Genomic DNA, 18,328 nt, shown 5'->3' with positions numbered 1-18,328 from the left:
ATCCCCAGCAATAAAATATGCAGGGCAATTGGGCTAGATACTGCTTATTATTGACTCTCTGATACGAGGCTTGAGACTCACCGGCTAAATGCTCGCGATGAGTTCCTCAAGCTGATCGGTCGCCTTAGACCAACCCTGATGAAACCCCATATCCTCATGATTCTGCCTATCTTCGCTATTCCAATGCAGCACCCGCGCAGTGTACTTGGTCTTACCATCTATAGGTTCAAACGTAATGGTTGCCGTCATAAAGGCTTTATCGGACGGCACCCAAGCCTCAGTAAAGGCATCGGTAAATACGATGCGCTCATTCTCAACCACCTCGAGATACACGCCACGATTCGGGAAATCCTGTCCCTCAGGGCTGCGCATCACGATCACATTTGAACCACCGGCACGCACATCTAAGCTCGCGCTAGCCACAGTCCACGGCCTTGGCGTAAACCAAATTTTAAGGAGTTCTGGCTCGGTCCACGCGCGGAACAGCTTTTCTGGCGGCGCATCGATAATCCGCTCTAATACTAGCTCTCGTTGATTATCATTATGTACATGCTGACTTGTGCTCATATTCCCTCCATTGGATATTTGGCTTGATGGTCTTGTCGGCTGCAGCTACATCATAAGCTCGCATATCAGCGCGCTAAAATACAGCCCTTCAACATTAGCTCGTCCGCAGAACACCAGCCCTCCATCATGCTCAGCACTGAGTGTTAGCGCGTGATTCCCTTGCAAATCCTTATACCCGCTAGATTCAAGCCACAGAACTATATAAAGAGCAGTGTAAAGGGCTATGTAAAGATCTGTGCAAAGAGCGATGCAAATAGCCGTGGCAAATTTTGTCAAAAAAGGTAGAATGTCGCCACTTTTTCGCGGCAGTCTAGAACAAGGTTCTCTCGGATTAATGGTTAGCATTTTCGAGCAAAATGGCACGGGCCCAGCCCGCTTTCGCAGACCACTTTCACTGTGGTGCCAACCTTGCCCTGCGTTTGTTCCCTCCCTTGCATTATCTCCACCCAACACAATTCAAACACCGCCCGAAAATACGACTTTTGCTGTTCAAGATTTAACATCAAATCCCGCAAACTGGCTGAGCGATTTACGCCCTAAGCCAAGCGCGAATAATAAAGCGGTTGCAATGAATCTGGCTGTTGCTAACGCCATAGTCCATCTGCAAACCGACACTTATAAAAACCTTATCCCTACACTCTCTATCCTAAGGAATACTCGTCATGAGTCTTGCTGATTCCGTATTAGCCGTGAATAACGATTTGCCAATCCGCACCGACAGCCCAGTCCACAGCGGCAAGGTTCGCAGCGTTTACTGGCTAACCGATGCCGACAGCCGCCGTTTAATCAAAACCAAGGGTTATAACGTCCCCGAAGATACCCCGCTCGCCATCATGGTGATCAGCGACCGTATCTCAGCCTTCGACTGTATCTTCCACGGTGAAGGTGGCCTCAAAGGCATTCCCGGTAAAGGCGCGGCATTAAACGCGATATCTAACCATTGGTTTAAACTGTTCGCCGAAAACGGCCTAGCAGACAGCCATATTTTGGATATCCCGCACCCGTTCGTATGGATAGTCCAAAAAGCTCGCCCTATTAAGGTCGAAGCTATTTGCCGCCAGTACATCACAGGCTCAATGTGGCGCGCTTACTCTAAGGGCGAGCGCGTATTCTGTGGCATCACATTGCCAGAAGGCTTAGAGAAAGATCAAAAGCTCCCTGAGCTGTTAATCACTCCATCGACTAAGGGTATTTTAACCGGCATCCCAGGCGTGCCAGCCCAAGATGACGTGAACATCAGCCGCAGCGATATCGAAGCCAACTACCAAGCCTTTGGCTTTGAAAAGTTAGAAGATATCGACCTGTACGAGAAGCTGTTAAAAGATGGCTTTAAAGTGATTTCAAAAGCACTGGCCGACATTGATCAAGTGTTTGTCGATACCAAGTTCGAGTTTGGCTATGTGACCGACAAAGATGGCAACTCAAAGCTGATTTATATGGATGAAGTCGGCACCCCAGACTCATCACGTATTTGGGACGGCGCCGCCTACCGCGATGGCAAGATTTTGGAAAACTCCAAAGAGGGTTTCCGCCAGTTCCTGCTAAATCATTTCCCTGATCCTGATGTGCTGCTCAACAAAGACAGAATGCCAGAGCGTGAAGCCCTCGCCCGCGACAATGACCTGCCACTTGAGGCCATGATGCAAGTGTCACGCACTTACACCGGCGTTGCCGAGAAAGTGACTGGCGCTCCAATCCCGCTGCCAGCGAATCCAAAGGCAGATATTATTAAGATACTCAAAGATGAGTATGATCTGATTGTGTAATAGAAAGTTGTAATCAAATCTGAGGTTTTGGGTGGTTTACCCATAACTGAATAGTAGAAAAGGCGCTTAGGCGCCTTTTTGTTTAAGTCATTCACAAACTTAACCAATACACCGCTGATAATTAAGCACTGTCATTCCAGTGACACGCCATAAACTCATCCATGAGGGCTCGACGACGGCATCCATGCCGTCAACGGTCACTTACATGCCAATGCTTAATCCCGCCAACCCATCTAGTAATCTGTATGCCTTCTAACAAGCATGCAATCAGGAAATTTAACAATGTCTGGCTCGTTAAAACCATGATTAAAAAAAAATATGCATGTCCCATCTTTGATATTCAACTGGTTATGAACAATGCATTAAACAAAACGAGCAGAAATCATGCGCATGCGTACTTTCTACCCAGAATGATTTTTGCTATTGTATAAATCGAATTTTAAATCAGTAGTTTGTGAATAAATTTACCAAGTGGTCTGAGGTGATATTATGCGCATGCACACGATACAAATGTTATACGCACAATCGTAATCAGCTATTTCCGAGGAATTTATGTTAGAAGATGGAATTTTTGAAATTAGACTAGATTATAAACCTGCAACGGGTAGCGCAGATCGTGTCTTTCTCGCGATGGCTGGATACGTAAGTGCTTTTGAAGAATTAGTGCATGTCGTAGGCCACAGTATTGATCCTGAAGCTGATTTTTCTTATCAATTATCAGCTGTTGAAAAAGGATCTATTAAGGCTGTATTAAATTGTGCATCAATCATAAAATCCTTCAGTAAAACACTATGTAAAATCCCAGAATATATCGCAGGTTCTATGATTGAACTTGATGAAATAGATTCTGAAGAAGACATTGAAAAAATAGCTACACACTTAGAAGATAGAGTAAAAAGCTCTATAGACATTAGATTTCCAAATGAGTTAAACATTAACAGAGTACGCTTAGCCGAAGGTGTTAAAAAACTTGTGAAAGCTTCAGAAAGACTAATAGACGGTGAAACTATTGATATAAAATCTGGATGCAGTAATCTTGTATATTTAAATACTAAAATTCGATTTGATAAAGACCCTAGTTCTTTATTTATTGAAATTCTTCGAGAGGTAAAAACGACAGAGACTTTGTTAATCAAAAAGCCTGTTTTTTTTGGTGATGCCATGTGGGATTTTAAAAGCATTGAAAGATGTAAATCTTTTTCAGCCCCCTTATTAGATGAACAATGGCTCAAGCGATATCAAAATAGAGAATTGGCACATATAGACCCAGGTGATGCAATTATTGCATTAGTGTCATATGAAGCCCATAAGGAAAAAGGTGCAAAGCGCTTCTCTTTTTCAAATCACAAAATATTACACGTAGAACGCCAAATTAGAAGCGAAGAATTACAGAAAAATTTAGATTTAGATTTAGAGTACAATAGTGATGAAGCGTAAGCCACAGGGTGCAGCAATGTATTTAATGGCATCGTATTTATTTGTTATATTGCCATTTGTTATTCTTACAATTGTTAAGTTTGCACAAGATCAAACTAGTGAACTTTTGTTACTTTCAGATTGGTCAATTGCATCAAGCATTATTTATGGTCAGCTTATTGTAAAATTAACGACTGCGCTAGCAGCAACTAGTAAGTCTAAAAAAATGCCAGGGATAACCTTTAACATCACTTTTTTGGTATGTCTTGGTTTGACAATCAATATAGTTGTGTACGTTTTGATGTTGGTCATGCCGAGTCAGAATATAGGTATTATTCAACTAATATTATTTGCTGTCGCTTCAATATTTCACTTTATTTATGGTTCTGCTGCTTACCATATTAATAAAGAGCAAACAGCGCAATAAAGTGCGTATAGCAATTTGCTTAAAAGATAGGATATGCATAACTCTTTTAGGTTTAACAGCAGACTCCAAGACCCCAGAAGTTCAACTTATCCTGCGAAGTTGCTGAAGGGTGTTGAAGGGTGTTGAAGGGTGTTGAAGGGTGTTGAAGAAAATAGTGTGATGCAAACAGGACGTCTGCATAGCTTTCAGGGGGAAGGGGCGAATGAAAATCGGTGATTTTCGCGCTTATGAGCGAGAGGCAGGGACTGCCGAACTGGGGTGCTTTACATGGATGTAAAGCGGAGCCATCGGAAGCGTTAGCTATTTTCGAATAAGCACGAAGCCACTAACTAATGCATGTAACTTCGCTAGGGACGCCGGGGGATTTCCAAAAGGGGAATAGGCGTTTTTTCCCTTTTGGTCGGGTGTGGGGTGAAGCCCCACGACGTTGATTTTGACTTTGATTTAAAAAATAAAAACTCGGAGGGGCTTATTAGTAATATAAAAAAGGTGTGACACTTAACGTGTCACACCTAGATAATTAATATTTAAATTATAAATATTAACAACGAATAATTAGAAGCGATATTCAACACCGATACTGGCTTGATTAAAGTCTGTATCTGTTTTTCCGCCATTGGCGACGCTATCGACATTAATATCTGCATCATACCAAGTGTACTCAGCATTAATTAAAAATCGATCTGTGACTTTAAATGCCACACCGGCGCCGGCGAATACACCTTCACCATCGTCATTGCCAGAAAAACCGACGACGTCATAATCTGTCGAATACCATAACTGACCACCTTTAGCATATAGCTCTACTCGGTCTGCAATGGGAAGCATGACTTTAAGGGCTGCCGTATAACCATCGGTTTCGGCATTGGCTAAACCATTACCATAATCACCAAAGTTAATGTAACTACCTTCAAGAGCAAGGTATTTATTAAACTTATAACCAACAAGGCCCTGCATTACATCACTATTATCATCAAAATCATCATCGCCATCGACTTTTAAATAACCGTAGTTAGCGCCGACATAGATTCCGTTTTCTGCGGCATCACTGTTGCTCATGTTATCTGCATGAGAATATGCACTAAAAGAGGCTAAAGAAATAATGGCAGCTAAAGTAAGAATGGGATTTTTCATAAAGTACTCCTAGTTAATTATTTAAATACACTAAGGACATTACAAAAATAATGCCAACCTCGCAAAACCACACTCAGTTCAATACATAATGAAAACAATAACCTTACTTATCAATGCGATATATTTATTTTAATATTTTAAATTCAAGTTAACTATTTTTATAAAACACATGAAACTTTTTTCATACTTACACTAAAGCCGTGCTAATTCTGTCTTAATGTATTTATTTCCTGTGAAATTGTAACTATTTCATAGGCAATAAAATAAACATACAATTTTATTACATTCAATTAATTCTATTATCATTTCTATTGTGCGGCTTCTTTATTAAAGCAAGTTTATCAAAGCAGCTTTAACGGGAATACTGTGCGGCAGCGTTATGAACAAGAGTTATGGATGATGAACTGATTATTAAGCATGGACGTTATTTGGCAAGGAATATCCAAAAGGGGAACTGGTACCTTCCCCTTTTGGTCGACTCTTGATGAAAAATCAGGAGTGAAGTCTACTACTTTCATTTGGGTTTAAATAAAAACAGACTGAAAGAGAAGCGAGATTTAACGAGTAACAGTGACATTATGAGCAGGCCTTCTGTTACCAACCTTCAACAAAAGGTCAAATCTTCACGCAAACAAACAGCGCGTTACCTGATGCTAAATCCCACGGGACAATTCTTTCATAATCGTGTTCGAAAACATGCACTTCAAAATAGGGCGCTAACAATTCCTGCAGCTCAGTGAAGCTGGTAGCGACCATAGCATGTTGGTCTTGCCATTGCTCAATACTGTGGACTTCTTGTAAGCCCACTTCTTGCAAACCTGCGGCGTGTAACCCGGCTTCCAGCGAGCTTAAGCCTTTCATATCAGAGACAGGTAAAGGCGAGACCTCAGCAAACGGCTGACTGCTTTTGGCAATACTCAACTTTAATGACTGTTTCTCACCTTGCCCACTGTAATGCCAGCCGGATTCGAAGGCGAAATGGCTACCATCAAACTCGGCAAAATGCTTAACCGAACTGGTGTTATCGATTCTGTGCTTATCGACAGTATTAAAACAAAACAGCCCACCGTCATTAAGTGCGCTATGCACACTGGCGATACAGCTTTTAAGGCGTTCGATGCAAGCACTGTAATGGATGGAATATAAAAAACAGGTAATCAAATCGACGCGCTCTTCTAAATAAAAAGCCGTCATATCTTGGAGGTTAAACTGAGCTTCAGGACAACGACGCATGGCCATGTCTAGCATAGGCTGATTAATATCAAGGCCACTGCACTGATAACCAAGGTCGATAAAATGCCGCACATGCGGACCAGTGCCACAGGCTAAATCAAGATGTTGCTTACCATTATTGCCGAGGAACTGATGCAGACGATGGATACTCGCGCTCTGTTGCTGGTAGTTGATATCGGAACACATTAAATCGTAATAACCGGATAAATCGGTATAGAGCGCGTTGGAAGACATAGTAGCGAATAGGTAACAAGGGCAATTTTAGGTGGCGCATGATATATCAGTTAGCCGATATCAGAAACAAAGAATTATCCATCGAGTCTCAGCACGTGTTATCACTCTAATCGTGCAACGATATCAATCCACCTAACCATTTACTTTGGGGCGTGAAAGCTCAGCTCATCATAGGAACTTAAATATTCGAGTTGTGGTTTGGCAAAATAATACCCCTGAAAATACTCAATCCCTATTCCAGCGAGATAATTAAGTTCGGCTTCTGTCTCAATGCCTTCGGCCAAAACTCTTGTATTAAGCTCTAAACAAATACGCAGTATTTCATCCACAGCTAACTGCTTTTCTCTATCGAGATCGATATCACGGATCAAGGTCATATCAAGTTTTAATACTTGAGGGCGCAGGGCTTCGAGCCAGCTTAAATCAGCAAAACCACTGCCAAAATCATCGATTGCCGTGATAAAACCACGCTTAGCATAGCTCTCGAAGATACGGACTAATTTTGCCCGATCGACAATTTGCTCGCCCTCAGTCACTTCGAACATGATTTTGTGAATATCAAACCCATACATGTCGGCGGCTTCAATCGTCGCGCGGATACAGGTCTCAGGGTTATATACGGCATTAGGTAAAAAGTTGATACTGAGCATCTTATCGAGTCCCAGCTTTGAAGCGGTTTCTATCGCTTTAACACGGCAAGCCTGATCAAAATAGTATTTATTATTTTCATTAATCCGCTCAAACACCCACGCAGCCCCTTCACCATCAGGGCCTCTGACCAGAGCTTCATAACCGCTAATCTCACGACTAGGCCAATGGATAATAGGTTGAAATGCCATTCGAATTTCAAATCCTAATGACTTACCACTTAAGCAATCCATGCAAGTTTGTTGCTTTATTCGAGCGGGAAAATCCATAAACGGCCTCCTAAACATTAACCTTACTAGTGTGAGGATAAATACTTAAATTTGCCAGTTTTTACTGTTCATCATCCTAATAAAATCCATCACATATTAGAGTGAAGAATGCTATTTCCAAAAATATAAAACGATTGTAAACGACATAAAAAAAATGGATGAATCCCAATAGGAGCTTCATCCATCACCATAGGCCTCAGACTGATTTACTTCAGTTTATAAACCACTTCAACTCTATCTTCTATGCTCACTTGACCGTACTGATAGCTCTCGGCGGCGCCCATGGCATCGGCTTTAGCGCTCATACGCAACATGACAGGTTGCACAGGGCGTTGATCGTAATAACGGATCTGCCAAATCTTACCGAGATTTTCACCAAAGCCTTTAGCCAAAGATTCGGCTTTTTGTTTGGCATCCACAATCGCAGCTTGACGTGCCTTGGCGACGTATTCAGCTTCTTTGCTCGACTTAAGGGCAATGTTATTGACCCGATTCATGCCCTCTTCTAAGGCTGAATCTAAAATAGCGTTCAAGCGGCTTAAGTCTGTTACCGTCACGGTAATTTGGCGACTGGCAGTATAACCCGTCAGCTCAGGTGCCTTATCCTCCACATACACATATTGCGGTTGAAGATTTAAATTCGCGCTCTGGATCTGATCTTTAGTCACACCCGCTGTGGTGAGACGGGCGATAAACTTAGCCACGGCGGCATCGGAATTATCCTTGGCGGCTTTAGCGGTTTTTTCGGTCACGGCCACTTCCACATTCACATCCGCCATATCAGGCTCGACTTGGATTTGACTCACACCCATGGTTTCAATATGCGGGAAATCGACCTCAGCGGCGAGTACCGCTGGCGCCATAAACGCGCTAGAAAAAAGACCACCCGCCACCAATACCGCTAAAAGAGAATTTTTCATAACTTACTCCAAAATAATGTGCTTATACCTAAACCACTTCAAATAGAACGCATATTCAAAACGAGACGGCTAAAACGACTGTGTCGCTTATTTAGCGCTTAGGCTATCAGTAAAAAGTGCCAATACTTGTGCCAATATGTAACAGCATCAAGAAATTGTCTCTTGTCCCTATAAACGCGGCCAATTTTAAAAAGGGTTAATTTTTCTGAAAAATGTTTAGCGCTTTTTATCCAGATGAGTTCGACCTTGGATCTTTGGCTTGTCTTCCTATATCCACACCCAAAATAGGCCTTAGGGTTAACTGGCATATTCAGCGCCCCAGTTGTACACTTTTCAGCCAAAGCTACTGTACCTTTTAATCACTTCAGGTATAATCCGCCAACTTTTTTAAGGCGGCTTATACCTCAGCGAGAAACCATGACAGTTGAAACTTTTAAACCCAAGCAAACGACCACGCTTGATATCCCAGTCAAAACATTAGAAGCAGCAAGCACTAATGCTGTTACCACTGGGAATCGCATCGGTTTCGTGTCTTTGGGCTGCCCAAAAAACCTCGTGGATTCAGAGCGTATTCTGACTCAGTTACGCATCGACGGCTACGAAGTCACTAATAGCTACGACAATGCCGACTTAGTTATCGTCAATACCTGCGGCTTTATCGATGCTGCGGTGGAAGAATCTCTGGATGCTGTGCGTGAAGCCTTAGAAGAAAACGGCAAAGTGATCGTCACTGGCTGCCTTGGCGCCAAAGAAAACCAAATCCGCGAAGTGCACCCAGATGTGTTAGAAATCACTGGCCCACACAGCTACGAAGCGGTGTTGAAGCACGTTCATAAATATGTGCCTAAGCCAGAGCACAACCCTTTCACCTCGTTAATCCCACAAACTGGGGTTAAGTTAACGCCTAAGCATTACGCTTATTTAAAGATTTCAGAAGGTTGCGACAACCGTTGTACTTTCTGCATTATCCCTTCGCTACGTGGCGATCTCGACAGCCGCCCAGCGGGCAGCATCTTAGATGAAGCTAAGCGTTTAGTGGAATCAGGCGTACAAGAAATTCTAGTTGTGAGCCAAGACACCTCGGCCTACGGCAAAGACAAAGGCGGTCGTACCGATTTTTGGAACGGTATGCCAGTCAAGCAAGACATTACTAGCCTAGCGCGCCAACTGGGTAAAATGGGCGCTTGGGTGCGTCTGCATTATATCTATCCCTACCCATGGGTTGACGATTTAATCCCGCTAATGGCGGAAGGTTTGATCCTGCCGTATTTAGATATTCCAATGCAGCATGCTAGCCCGCGCATTCTCAAGATGATGAAGCGTCCAGGCCGTGTTGACCGTCAGTTAGAAGCGATTCAACGCTGGCGTGAAATTTGTCCCGATCTAGTGATCCGCTCAACCTTCATCGTCGGCTTCCCTGGTGAAACCGAAGAGGATTTCCAAATCCTGCTCGATTTCTTAAAAGAAGCATGTCTTGATCGCGTAGGTTGCTTTAAGTATTCTGAAGTCGATGGCGCTGTCGCCAACACTATCGCCGAGCTTATCAGCGAAGAAGTTAAAGAAGACAGATACCACAGATTTATGGAACTCCAAGCCGAGATCAGCGCCGAGCGTTTAGCCCGTTTCGTTGGCCGTACTTTAGATATTCTGATTGACGATGTCGACGAAGAAGGCGCCATTGGCCGCAGCTTCGCCGATGCACCTGAAATCGACGGCATGGTGTTTATCAATGGTGAAACTGAGCTGGAACCCGGTATGTTGGTTCGTGCCCGCATCACCCATTCAGATGAACACGATCTGTGGGCTGAAGTGGTAGATGCTGACTCCCAAGACTAAGCTGTTCTGATAGAGGACAGGCTATGACTCAAAAAGCGAACCTCTGGTTCGCTTTTTGTTTTTTATCATTCGATGCACCGTAAACATTAACACTGCGAATGCTTCACCATCCTTACTCCACTGTTTGGCCTCACTATCTCATCACACTGTTTCTTTTCATTATCTTGGATCACTATCTTGATTCATTGCCAGCCTCAATTTCGCTGATTTATCAGCAGCTAGGATGAGACGTTATGAATTAAGCATTAAGCATCGGGTCCCAACATCTTATTGGCATCGACCCAAAGCTCGAATTCTTCTGCCGTGACAAACTCAAGTTCTAATGCCGCTTGGCGCAGTGTCTTATGCTCGCTATGGGCTTTTTTGGCTATCTTAGCGGCCTTTTCATAACCGATATGTTGATTAAGCGCCGTCACTAACATGAGTGAGTTCTCCACATGCAGCGCGATTTGTGGCTCGTTCGCCACTATGCCGACCACGCAATGATCATTAAACGATTGGCAAGCATCCCCCAATAAGCGCCCCGATTGCAGCACATTGGCAATAATCATCGGCTTAAACACATTGAGCTCAAACTGACCATTGCTGCCGCCAATCCCAACGGCAACATCATTACCCATGATTTGCGCGCACACCATAGTCATAGCCTCGACCTGAGTCGGGTTCACTTTTCCCGGCATGATCGACGAACCGGGTTCATTTTCAGGCAGTAATAACTCACCAATGCCACAGCGCGGGCCAGAACCTAACATCCTAATATCATTTGCGATCTTCATTAAACTAACCGCCGCCACTTTATAGGCCGCCGACAGGGAGACTAATTCATCGTGGGCAGCAAGGGCAGCAAACTTATTCGGCGCCGTCACAAAGGGCAAGCCCGTGAGTTTTGCGATATTGTCCGCCACCTTAACGGCGTAATCCTTGTGTGTATTCAGCCCAGTGCCCACGGCGGTCGCACCTAAAGCTAACTCGGCTACACGCTTGAGACTGTGCTCAATGCCTTCGATGGCATGACTTAACTGCGCGGCGTAACCCGAAAACTCTTGGCCTAAGGTTAACGGTGTTGCATCCATAAAATGCGTGCGACCGATTTTAACGATTTGCGCAAACTCCTCGACCTTCTTCTGTAAACTCTGCTGCAATAACCTCATGCAGGGCAAAACGAGCTCAACGGCTTGGCGATAGGCGGCAATGTGCATGGCGGTGGGAAAGGTATCGTTGGAGGATTGCGAGCAGTTAACATCATCATTGGGGTGCAAGCATTTAACCGCATCGATAAGTTGCCCACCCGAGAGCACATGGCCGCGATAGGCAATCACCTCATTGACGTTCATATTGGTTTGCGTGCCCGAGCCCGTTTGCCAAATCACTAAAGGAAATTGCGCATCGAGTTCGCCTGCAATCAGCTCATCGCACACTTGGGAAATCAGTTGAGCTTTATCTTGGAGCAAGACGCCAAGCTGTTGATTGGTAATGGCTGCGGCTTTCTTTAAATAGCCAAAAGCGTGGATCACTTCGACAGGCATAGATGCCTCAGCACCAATACGAAAGTGCTGCCGCGAACGCTCGGTTTGTGCGCCCCAATAACAATCGGCGGGGACTTTCACCTCACCCATAGTGTCGTGTTCAACTCGATATTGCTGTGCCATGTGCATCTCCTTCGCTAAAACGCTCTAAGCGTTCACCATACTCGCTCAGGGCGAAAGTACAATTAACCTCCAACAAGGAGTATCAATAATAAGGCTGATTTAAGCGTAAAGATTGGCGTAAAGGCAGGTGGAGGAGCATGAATTGGCAGGATTAACGAGGCACTAACACAGCAGACTAAAGCAGCGAACTAAAACAGTAAAAAGCAGATTAACAAAAGCGCAGACCTAGAAAGTCAAAAGGGGCATCGCCCTTGTGCTGATGCCCCTTTCGGTTTTGTGCTTTACGGTCGTATGACCCTTTGCCCTTTTTCGCTTTCTCGGTGCGGGTCCTAAACAAGGGACTCGTCACTAACGCTTTTAGTGCGTTGTCGGTAATGGTGCCTCGACCACTTTCGTGTTCTAAGGGCATATTTTGCGGTTTTTGCTTAGTCATTTTATGCCTCACTGCTTAATGAAAGTTAAGCCCATAGCCTAACAGCGCAAACTATAACGCAATCAAATCAGATGTACAGAGTTTGTGCACTCCAACATAAAAAATGACTTTGACTAGTAGGAAAGTATGATAGATTATTTAAATAAAAATAATATATTAGCTTAATAATCAATAAGATTTTATTAATAGGTTTAGTGAGTGGATTTTGCCATAACCTTTATTGGCACTCAGGTTACACTTTGTAATCGACAGATAAGGAGATCAATTTGGCATCCGTGTTAGTCGCTCAACCTTGGCTCGGCGCACTGCTCTTACTGATAACACTTCAAGCCCCGCTTGCCAGTGCTTTTTCCAGTTCAGACTCCTGCGTGATGACCATGGGGTATCGCACCAGCGAACGCTTACCCTTTATCGGAGACGAGTCCAATAACACGGGATTTTATCACGAACTCTACCAAGCGGCGGCGAACAAGATTGGCTGCAAACTCAATGTGGTACGCGCACCTAAATTACGTATTCTGCGGGATCTCAAACTCGGCAATATCGATTTTTATCCCGGCCTTAATTTCACCGAAGAGCGGGCTCAATACGCGCATTTTATCCCCAATGGACTTTCACAACGTGCGATTGGCATTAGCCGTGCTGGCGCCGCCGATATTCGCTCCATTGAACAGTTAGCCCATAATGAGATGACCCTCTTAATCGCCCCCGGCAGTTATGACTTTGGCGGCTTACCCGACAAAATTAAGGTACGCAAACCGCCTGAGCTAACCGTCCCTAAAGCCTTGGATTATTTACTTTCAAACCAAGGTGACTTTTTTATTTATGATCAAACCACTTTGTATTATTACCTCAAAAATCGTGACCAAAGCCAGTTTAAACTCCACTATCACTACAGCGAATTACCGCAGGAAATGTACCTCGGTTTCTCGAAAAAAAGCCGCCACTACCGCGGTAAACACAACCCCAACTATCGCGCCGATATCCCCATCAGCCCAGATAACAGTCCCACAGTGTTAACACCAGATTCTAAAGTCTTTGAATTTGCCAAAGCACTCGCCGCCATGGATTCCCAAGGTGAAACTCAGCGCTTGTATAGCAAGTATTTTGGCTAGCTTAAATCACAAAAAGTACCGCTAACGCAGAGTTCTATTGGACCTCTTATCAATTGAGGTACCAATAAAGAGCTAAGAGAATCATGCCTAACTGATTAAAAAGTGGAAAACTTGTCTTCTGCTCAAGCCATATTCTGATGTTTTAACTCGCTTTGTTACCCTCTGCGACAATATGCCGCACCTGCCACACTGAGATGCTCTTTATAATGCAGCGCAATTAATCCAAGTGAATGGAAGACAATAAGATGGCTGCAAATTCTGCGTATTTATCTCACCCGTTTAAAACTTCAGTAATTTCCTCATCCCTCGCAATCGCCATGGGTTTATCACTAGCGCCACAGGCCATGGCTGACGACAGCGAATTAGCCAATATTGAACGCTTAGAGGTCCATGGCCAACAGACCGAAAACCGTAACGCCTTAGGTTCGGCTGAAAATCTACTGAAAGGGCAAGGAGTCGATTTCTCCGAAGCGGGCGGCGTATCGGCCCTACCTATCCTCAATGGCATGATGGGCGATCGCATCAAAGTGCTGGTCGATGGTGCGGACATTACTGCCTCCTGTGCAAACCAAATGAATCCACCGCTGTCCTATATTTCCGCCAATCAAGTCACCGCAGCCGAAGTGATTGCGGGCGTATCGCCAGTCAGTGCCGGTGGCGACAATATTGCGGGCGTGATTAAGGTTAGCAGCCTTAACCCTAAATTTGGTGAAAGCGATAGCATCAAGTGGAATAGCGGTGATATCTCAACGGGATATCGCAGTGTGAGCGACACCTTGCTACTCGGCACCAATGCCACAGTTGCCAGCAAAAATGTCAGCCTTAGCTATCAAGGCGCCTATGAAGATGCCAACAGCTATAAAGATGGCAATGGCGATAAAGTCATAGATACTCTATACCGCGCACAAAACCATGCACTGACAGCCGCATGGCGCGATGAGACTCAAGAAGTTGCCATCAAATTGACCCACCAAAATATTCCATTCCAAGGTTTTGCTAACCAATATATGGATATGACGGATAACAAGAGTTACGGTGCCCTCGCCCGTTATCAACTCAAACTCGACGATGACGGTGAATTCAGTGCCCAAGTAAACTGGCACGGCGTGAAACACGAGATGGGCTTTTTCACCCCAGAAAAAACCGGCAAGATGCCAATGAACACTGAAGGTGATGACTACAGCTATCAACTACACTGGCGTTTGCCAATGGGTGATGACAGCACCTTACTGGTCGGCCAAGAATACTATAGCTACCAGCTCGACGATGTTTGGCCTGCGGTGCCTGGCACTATGATGGCGCCCAATGACTACATCAACATCAACGATGGTGAACGCCGCCGCGCCGCCGTTTATGGCGAATGGCAGCAAGATTTAAGTCAAAGCTGGTGGTTATCGGCGGGCGTTCGCTTTGAGTATGTCACCACCAATACAGGTGAAGTCCAAGCCTATAGCAACATGCCTATGATGGGCATGCCCAATGTCGACGCAGAAGCGGCAAAAGCCTTTAATGCGATGGACAGAAAACGTGATGATAATCTGATCGATGCCACCTTACTGGCACGCTATCAATTATCGACCAATCAACAACTTGAGTTTGGTTTAGCCCGCAAGAATCGTGCACCTAATCTGTACGAACGTTACAGCTGGGGCCGCGGCACTATGGCGACCACTATGATAGGTTGGTATGGTGATGGTAATGGTTACGTAGGTAATCCGGATCTTAAACCAGAAACCGCCCATACCCTGAGCGCAGCCTACAAATATAACGATGATAGCTGGCAAGTCTCGACCACAGCTTGGTACACAGCTGTGACTGACTATGTCGATGCCGAAGTCATTGGTAGCTTCAATCGCACCAGTTCGCCTGATGGCAAACGCAATATTCTCCAATTCACTAACTTAGATGCCAATCTCTATGGCGCACGTTTTAATGCGCTCTACCAGTTTGCCGAAACCAGCACAGGTAAATGGCAAGTGTTAGGCAAAGTGAATGTAACCCGTGGCGAGCGAGATGAAGGTGATGAACCTTTATATCAAATCAAGCCGTTGCAAACTGAGCTGGCACTGCAACATCAGTTAGGTCAATGGGAAAACAGTCTTTCATGGCAATGGGTTGCGACCAAAGATCGCGTAGATGACCGCCGCCTTGAAAATGAAACCGACAGTTACTCCTTGCTCAATTTGAACAGCAGTATGAAATGGCAGGATCTGACTGTCACCTTCGCCGTGAATAACCTGTTCGACAGCTACTATGAGCTGCCACTGGGCGGCGTAAGTGTAGCGGAATTTAAGGCCGATAATACCAATGGCTTTAACCAAATTGCCGGTGCAGGTCGCTCGTTCGAACTCAGCGCAAGCTATGCATTTTAACGACTGATTTTAAAGGCACTGTTTTTAACAACATCGTTTTTAACCACATGGTTTTTAACTGCACGGCTTTTTAGGTCGAACAGATCTAATCCGAACGTTAAACAAAAAGGGCAAGCAGATTAAGTGATTAATCGCTTGCCCTTTTTTATGCTCAAACCACATTCATGCTACCAAGACTAAAATACTAGCACTAAAGCACTGAGACGACTTAAGCGCACTATGCAGCACGGCTGAACGAGTGACACTATGGATTAGTTACCCGCAATCTTCATTTCAGATAACAAGATACCGCCGGTACGAATCGATGAGCGCAAATCAAAATCCTTACTCACGGCTTGCACGCCACGGAACATCTCTTTTAAGTTACCCGCGATAGTGATCTCTTCCACTGGATATTGGATCTCACCGTTTTCAACGTAGAAACCCGCCGCACCACGGGAATAATCGCCCGTTACCATGTTCACGCCTTGGCCCATGACTTCGGTCACAATCAAACCTGTGCCCATGTCTTTCACCAATTCGTCGAAGGTTTGGCCTGTGTGGCCAAGCGTCCAGTTATAAATACCGCCCGCATGGCCCGTGTTGGTTAAGCCTAACTTGCGCGCCGAGTAACTGGTCAGCAAATAGGTTTCTAACATGCCGCGGTCAATAATGCGTCTGTCTTGGGTCGCCACGCCTTCACTGTCATAGTTCGCGCTCGCCAGTGCGCCCAGTAAATGCGGCTGCTCTTCGATATTGAACCAATCGGGGAAGATTTGGGTGTTGATCGAATCCAATAAGAAACTGGATTTACGGTATAAACTGCCACCGCTGATCGCTCCGATAAAGTGGCCGATTAACCCTGTGGCGATATCTGGCGCTAATAAAATGGGTAAACGCGTCGTCGCGATCTTGCGCGCACCGAGGCGGCTTACTGTCTTCTCGGCGGTCTTTAAACCTACCGTTTCAGGTGCAAGCATCTCGCTGAATTTACGGGCGATAGTGTAATCGTAATCCCGTTGCATATTGCCTTCGCTATCTTCACCAATCACGCTGCAACTCAAGCTATAACGCGAGCTGCAATAACCGTTTAAGAAACCGTGGCTGTTGCCATACACTTTAACCGCGGTGTGAGCATTGGCACTGGCGCCGTCGGAATTATTGATACGTGGATCGGCATCGAGCGCCGCAGTTTCGGCGCGGATTGCCAGTTGCGCTAACTCATCGGGGGAAATATCTTGTGGATAATACAGTTGAAGATCGCGGATCTGATTTGCCATCAAGGCTTTATCGGCAAGGCCACTGAATGGATCGGGAGAAGTATAACGGGCGATATCGTCGGCCGCTTTCACCGCGAGGGCAATGGCCTCTGGACTTAAATCCGACGTCGATGAACTGCCCTTGCAACCATCGCGGTAAACCGTAATCCCTAAGGCACCATCTTTATTAAATTCAACGGTTTCAACTTCTTTTAAACGGGTAGAAACCGACAAACCTTGTTGTTTACTGATCGCCACTTCGGCAGCGTTCGTTCCTAATTTGTTGGCATATTCCAGCGCCACGGCCACCGCATCTTTCAGCGCGCCTAATTCACTATCGATTCTGTTCAAAGACACAAAGCTACTCTTTCGTTGTCGGCAATTGCCGTAGCATAACAAACACAAAACCCATTCACATTAATTATTAGTGCCGGACTATGGGCTAAGGCACATTCACCTAGGCGATTTTTGGCTGGAGATGTTATTATTAGCCAGTTATTTACTTGAGGTTTTATCTATATGAAGATTGTTGGTGATTCAGAACATTTTAAACAGCCCTACGACATAGATGAAGATTATGTCAGCAGCAAAACAACGGACAAGCGTGATAGCGAAGCCGTGCAAAAAGTCGGTATGGAGCTTGTTTCACTGAGCAAGACTCAGCTAGATAAAATCGAGCTGGATGAGTTTTTGTACGACGCTATCCTGCAAACACGTAAAATCAAGGTCAATACTGAGGCGTATCGTCGTCACATGCAGTATATCGGCAAATTGATGCGTAATTTTGATATTGAGCCTATCAAGGCTTCACTCGCTATCGTGTTGAATAAAAACAACAACGAGACCGCGAAGTTGCAGATGTTCGAAAAAATGCGTGAACGCTTACTCACCCAAGGTGATGATGAGATTCAAACTGTCGTCGAGCATTATCCGCAATTAGACAGACAAAAACTGCGTACTTTGGTGCGTCAAGCCACCAAAGAACTGGCCAAAGGCCCTGAATCAAAATCATCTAAAGAGCTGTTTAAATATCTACGCAGCGAAATCCAAGACTAATTAACTTCAGCCCCA

General features: G+C 44.9%; 16 protein-coding genes. 8 read left to right on the top strand and 8 right to left on the bottom strand.

Annotated elements, in window-relative coordinates; genetic code table 11:
- Positions 1 to 84: 84 nt before the first annotated feature.
- A complete protein-coding gene (locus KO537_RS11480) occupies positions 85 to 567 on the bottom strand; it encodes an SRPBCC family protein (protein ID WP_173247113.1) in 483 nt (160 codons plus the stop codon).
- Positions 568 to 814: 247 nt separating this feature from the next.
- Here KO537_RS11480 and KO537_RS11475 point away from each other — a divergent pair, with 247 nt between their 5' ends.
- The 4 genes from KO537_RS11475 (at position 815) to KO537_RS11460 (ending at position 4,176) form a co-directional block, all read left to right on the top strand.
- Entirely contained in the window at positions 815 to 1,243 is a 429-nt protein-coding gene (locus tag KO537_RS11475; RefSeq protein ID WP_219234511.1) for a hypothetical protein, read from the top strand.
- Complete coding sequence (locus KO537_RS11470; RefSeq protein ID WP_219234510.1) at positions 1,230 to 2,333, top strand: phosphoribosylaminoimidazolesuccinocarboxamide synthase; 1,104 nt, start codon at positions 1,230 to 1,232, stop codon at positions 2,331 to 2,333. Before KO537_RS11475 ends, KO537_RS11470 begins: the two co-directional genes overlap by 14 nt.
- A gap of 552 nt (positions 2,334 to 2,885) precedes the next feature.
- Positions 2,886 to 3,770 carry a hypothetical protein gene (locus tag KO537_RS11465; RefSeq protein WP_173247122.1) on the top strand — a complete coding sequence of 295 codons (885 nt, stop codon included), beginning with the start codon at positions 2,886 to 2,888 and terminating at the stop codon, positions 3,768 to 3,770.
- On the top strand, positions 3,760 to 4,176 hold the full coding sequence (locus KO537_RS11460; RefSeq protein WP_219234509.1) for a hypothetical protein: 417 nt from the start codon (positions 3,760 to 3,762) through the stop codon (positions 4,174 to 4,176). The genes KO537_RS11465 and KO537_RS11460 overlap by 11 nt, the downstream gene beginning before the upstream one ends.
- Positions 4,177 to 4,731: 555 nt before the next feature.
- Here the strand turns inward: KO537_RS11460 and KO537_RS11455 are convergent.
- From KO537_RS11455 to KO537_RS11440, 4 genes are all read right to left on the bottom strand, one after another.
- Complete coding sequence (locus KO537_RS11455; RefSeq protein WP_105251308.1) at positions 4,732 to 5,310, bottom strand: porin family protein; 579 nt, start codon at positions 5,308 to 5,310, stop codon at positions 4,732 to 4,734.
- Between the two features lie 615 nt (positions 5,311 to 5,925).
- Positions 5,926 to 6,777 (bottom strand): class I SAM-dependent methyltransferase, encoded by an 852-nt coding sequence (locus KO537_RS11450; protein ID WP_173247126.1) that lies wholly within the window; start codon positions 6,775 to 6,777, stop codon positions 5,926 to 5,928.
- 140 nt (positions 6,778 to 6,917) lie between these two features.
- Positions 6,918 to 7,694 (bottom strand): EAL domain-containing protein, encoded by a 777-nt coding sequence (locus tag KO537_RS11445; RefSeq protein ID WP_173247129.1) that lies wholly within the window; start codon positions 7,692 to 7,694, stop codon positions 6,918 to 6,920.
- Positions 7,695 to 7,900: 206 nt separating this feature from the next.
- Positions 7,901 to 8,614, bottom strand: coding sequence for an oxidative stress defense protein (locus tag KO537_RS11440; RefSeq protein ID WP_173247132.1), 714 nt, complete (start codon positions 8,612 to 8,614; stop codon positions 7,901 to 7,903).
- Positions 8,615 to 9,031: 417 nt separating this feature from the next.
- Between KO537_RS11440 and rimO the strand changes: the two genes are divergently transcribed.
- Complete coding sequence (rimO, locus tag KO537_RS11435; protein ID WP_173247135.1) at positions 9,032 to 10,450, top strand: 30S ribosomal protein S12 methylthiotransferase RimO; 1,419 nt, start codon at positions 9,032 to 9,034, stop codon at positions 10,448 to 10,450.
- Positions 10,451 to 10,695: 245 nt separating this feature from the next.
- Here the strand turns inward: rimO and fumC are convergent, their stop codons facing one another.
- Entirely contained in the window at positions 10,696 to 12,099 is a 1,404-nt protein-coding gene (gene fumC, locus KO537_RS11430) for a class II fumarate hydratase (protein ID WP_168825651.1), read from the bottom strand.
- 208 nt (positions 12,100 to 12,307) lie between these two features.
- On the bottom strand, positions 12,308 to 12,532 hold the full coding sequence (locus KO537_RS11425) for a ribosome alternative rescue factor ArfA (protein ID WP_131523432.1): 225 nt from the start codon (positions 12,530 to 12,532) through the stop codon (positions 12,308 to 12,310).
- Between the two features lie 266 nt (positions 12,533 to 12,798).
- Between KO537_RS11425 and KO537_RS11420 the strand changes: the two genes are divergently transcribed.
- Positions 12,799 to 13,647: a transporter substrate-binding domain-containing protein gene (locus KO537_RS11420; RefSeq protein ID WP_113940065.1), complete on the top strand. Its 849-nt coding sequence runs from the start codon at positions 12,799 to 12,801 to the stop codon at positions 13,645 to 13,647.
- A 245-nt stretch (positions 13,648 to 13,892) separates the two neighbouring features.
- Positions 13,893 to 16,019: a TonB-dependent receptor gene (locus KO537_RS11415; RefSeq protein WP_113940066.1), complete on the top strand. Its 2,127-nt coding sequence runs from the start codon at positions 13,893 to 13,895 to the stop codon at positions 16,017 to 16,019.
- Between the two features lie 251 nt (positions 16,020 to 16,270).
- Here KO537_RS11415 and pmbA read toward each other — a convergent pair whose 3' ends face one another.
- On the bottom strand, positions 16,271 to 17,614 hold the full coding sequence (gene pmbA, locus KO537_RS11410; RefSeq protein ID WP_105251299.1) for a metalloprotease PmbA: 1,344 nt from the start codon (positions 17,612 to 17,614) through the stop codon (positions 16,271 to 16,273).
- Between the two features lie 162 nt (positions 17,615 to 17,776).
- Between pmbA and yjgA the strand changes: the two genes are divergently transcribed.
- Positions 17,777 to 18,313, top strand: a complete 537-nt coding sequence (gene yjgA, locus KO537_RS11405; protein ID WP_105251298.1) for a ribosome biogenesis factor YjgA — start codon at positions 17,777 to 17,779, stop codon at positions 18,311 to 18,313.
- Positions 18,314 to 18,328 lie beyond the last annotated feature (15 nt).

The organism is Shewanella sp. NKUCC01_JLK, assembly GCF_019345615.1.
Classification (GTDB): domain Bacteria; phylum Pseudomonadota; class Gammaproteobacteria; order Enterobacterales; family Shewanellaceae; genus Shewanella; species Shewanella oncorhynchi.
This window is presented reverse-complemented; position numbering and strand designations above follow the sequence as displayed.

What these genes read in the sequence shown, in the direction of transcription:
- KO537_RS11480 (WP_173247113.1), bottom strand. Translation starts at nt 567, where the DNA reads ATGAGCACAAGTCAGCATGTACATAATGATAATCAACGAGAGCTAGTA.
- KO537_RS11475 (WP_219234511.1), top strand. Translation starts at nt 815, where the DNA reads ATGCAAATAGCCGTGGCAAATTTTGTCAAAAAAGGTAGAATGTCGCCA.
- KO537_RS11470 (WP_219234510.1), top strand. Translation starts at nt 1,230, where the DNA reads ATGAGTCTTGCTGATTCCGTATTAGCCGTGAATAACGATTTGCCAATC.
- KO537_RS11465 (WP_173247122.1), top strand. Translation starts at nt 2,886, where the DNA reads ATGTTAGAAGATGGAATTTTTGAAATTAGACTAGATTATAAACCTGCA.
- KO537_RS11460 (WP_219234509.1), top strand. Translation starts at nt 3,760, where the DNA reads ATGAAGCGTAAGCCACAGGGTGCAGCAATGTATTTAATGGCATCGTAT.
- KO537_RS11455 (WP_105251308.1), bottom strand. Translation starts at nt 5,310, where the DNA reads ATGAAAAATCCCATTCTTACTTTAGCTGCCATTATTTCTTTAGCCTCT.
- KO537_RS11450 (WP_173247126.1), bottom strand. Translation starts at nt 6,777, where the DNA reads ATGTCTTCCAACGCGCTCTATACCGATTTATCCGGTTATTACGATTTA.
- KO537_RS11445 (WP_173247129.1), bottom strand. Translation starts at nt 7,694, where the DNA reads ATGGATTTTCCCGCTCGAATAAAGCAACAAACTTGCATGGATTGCTTA.
- KO537_RS11440 (WP_173247132.1), bottom strand. Translation starts at nt 8,614, where the DNA reads ATGAAAAATTCTCTTTTAGCGGTATTGGTGGCGGGTGGTCTTTTTTCT.
- rimO (WP_173247135.1), top strand. Translation starts at nt 9,032, where the DNA reads ATGACAGTTGAAACTTTTAAACCCAAGCAAACGACCACGCTTGATATC.
- fumC (WP_168825651.1), bottom strand. Translation starts at nt 12,099, where the DNA reads ATGGCACAGCAATATCGAGTTGAACACGACACTATGGGTGAGGTGAAA.
- KO537_RS11425 (WP_131523432.1), bottom strand. Translation starts at nt 12,532, where the DNA reads ATGACTAAGCAAAAACCGCAAAATATGCCCTTAGAACACGAAAGTGGT.
- KO537_RS11415 (WP_113940066.1), top strand. Translation starts at nt 13,893, where the DNA reads ATGGCTGCAAATTCTGCGTATTTATCTCACCCGTTTAAAACTTCAGTA.
- yjgA (WP_105251298.1), top strand. Translation starts at nt 17,777, where the DNA reads ATGAAGATTGTTGGTGATTCAGAACATTTTAAACAGCCCTACGACATA.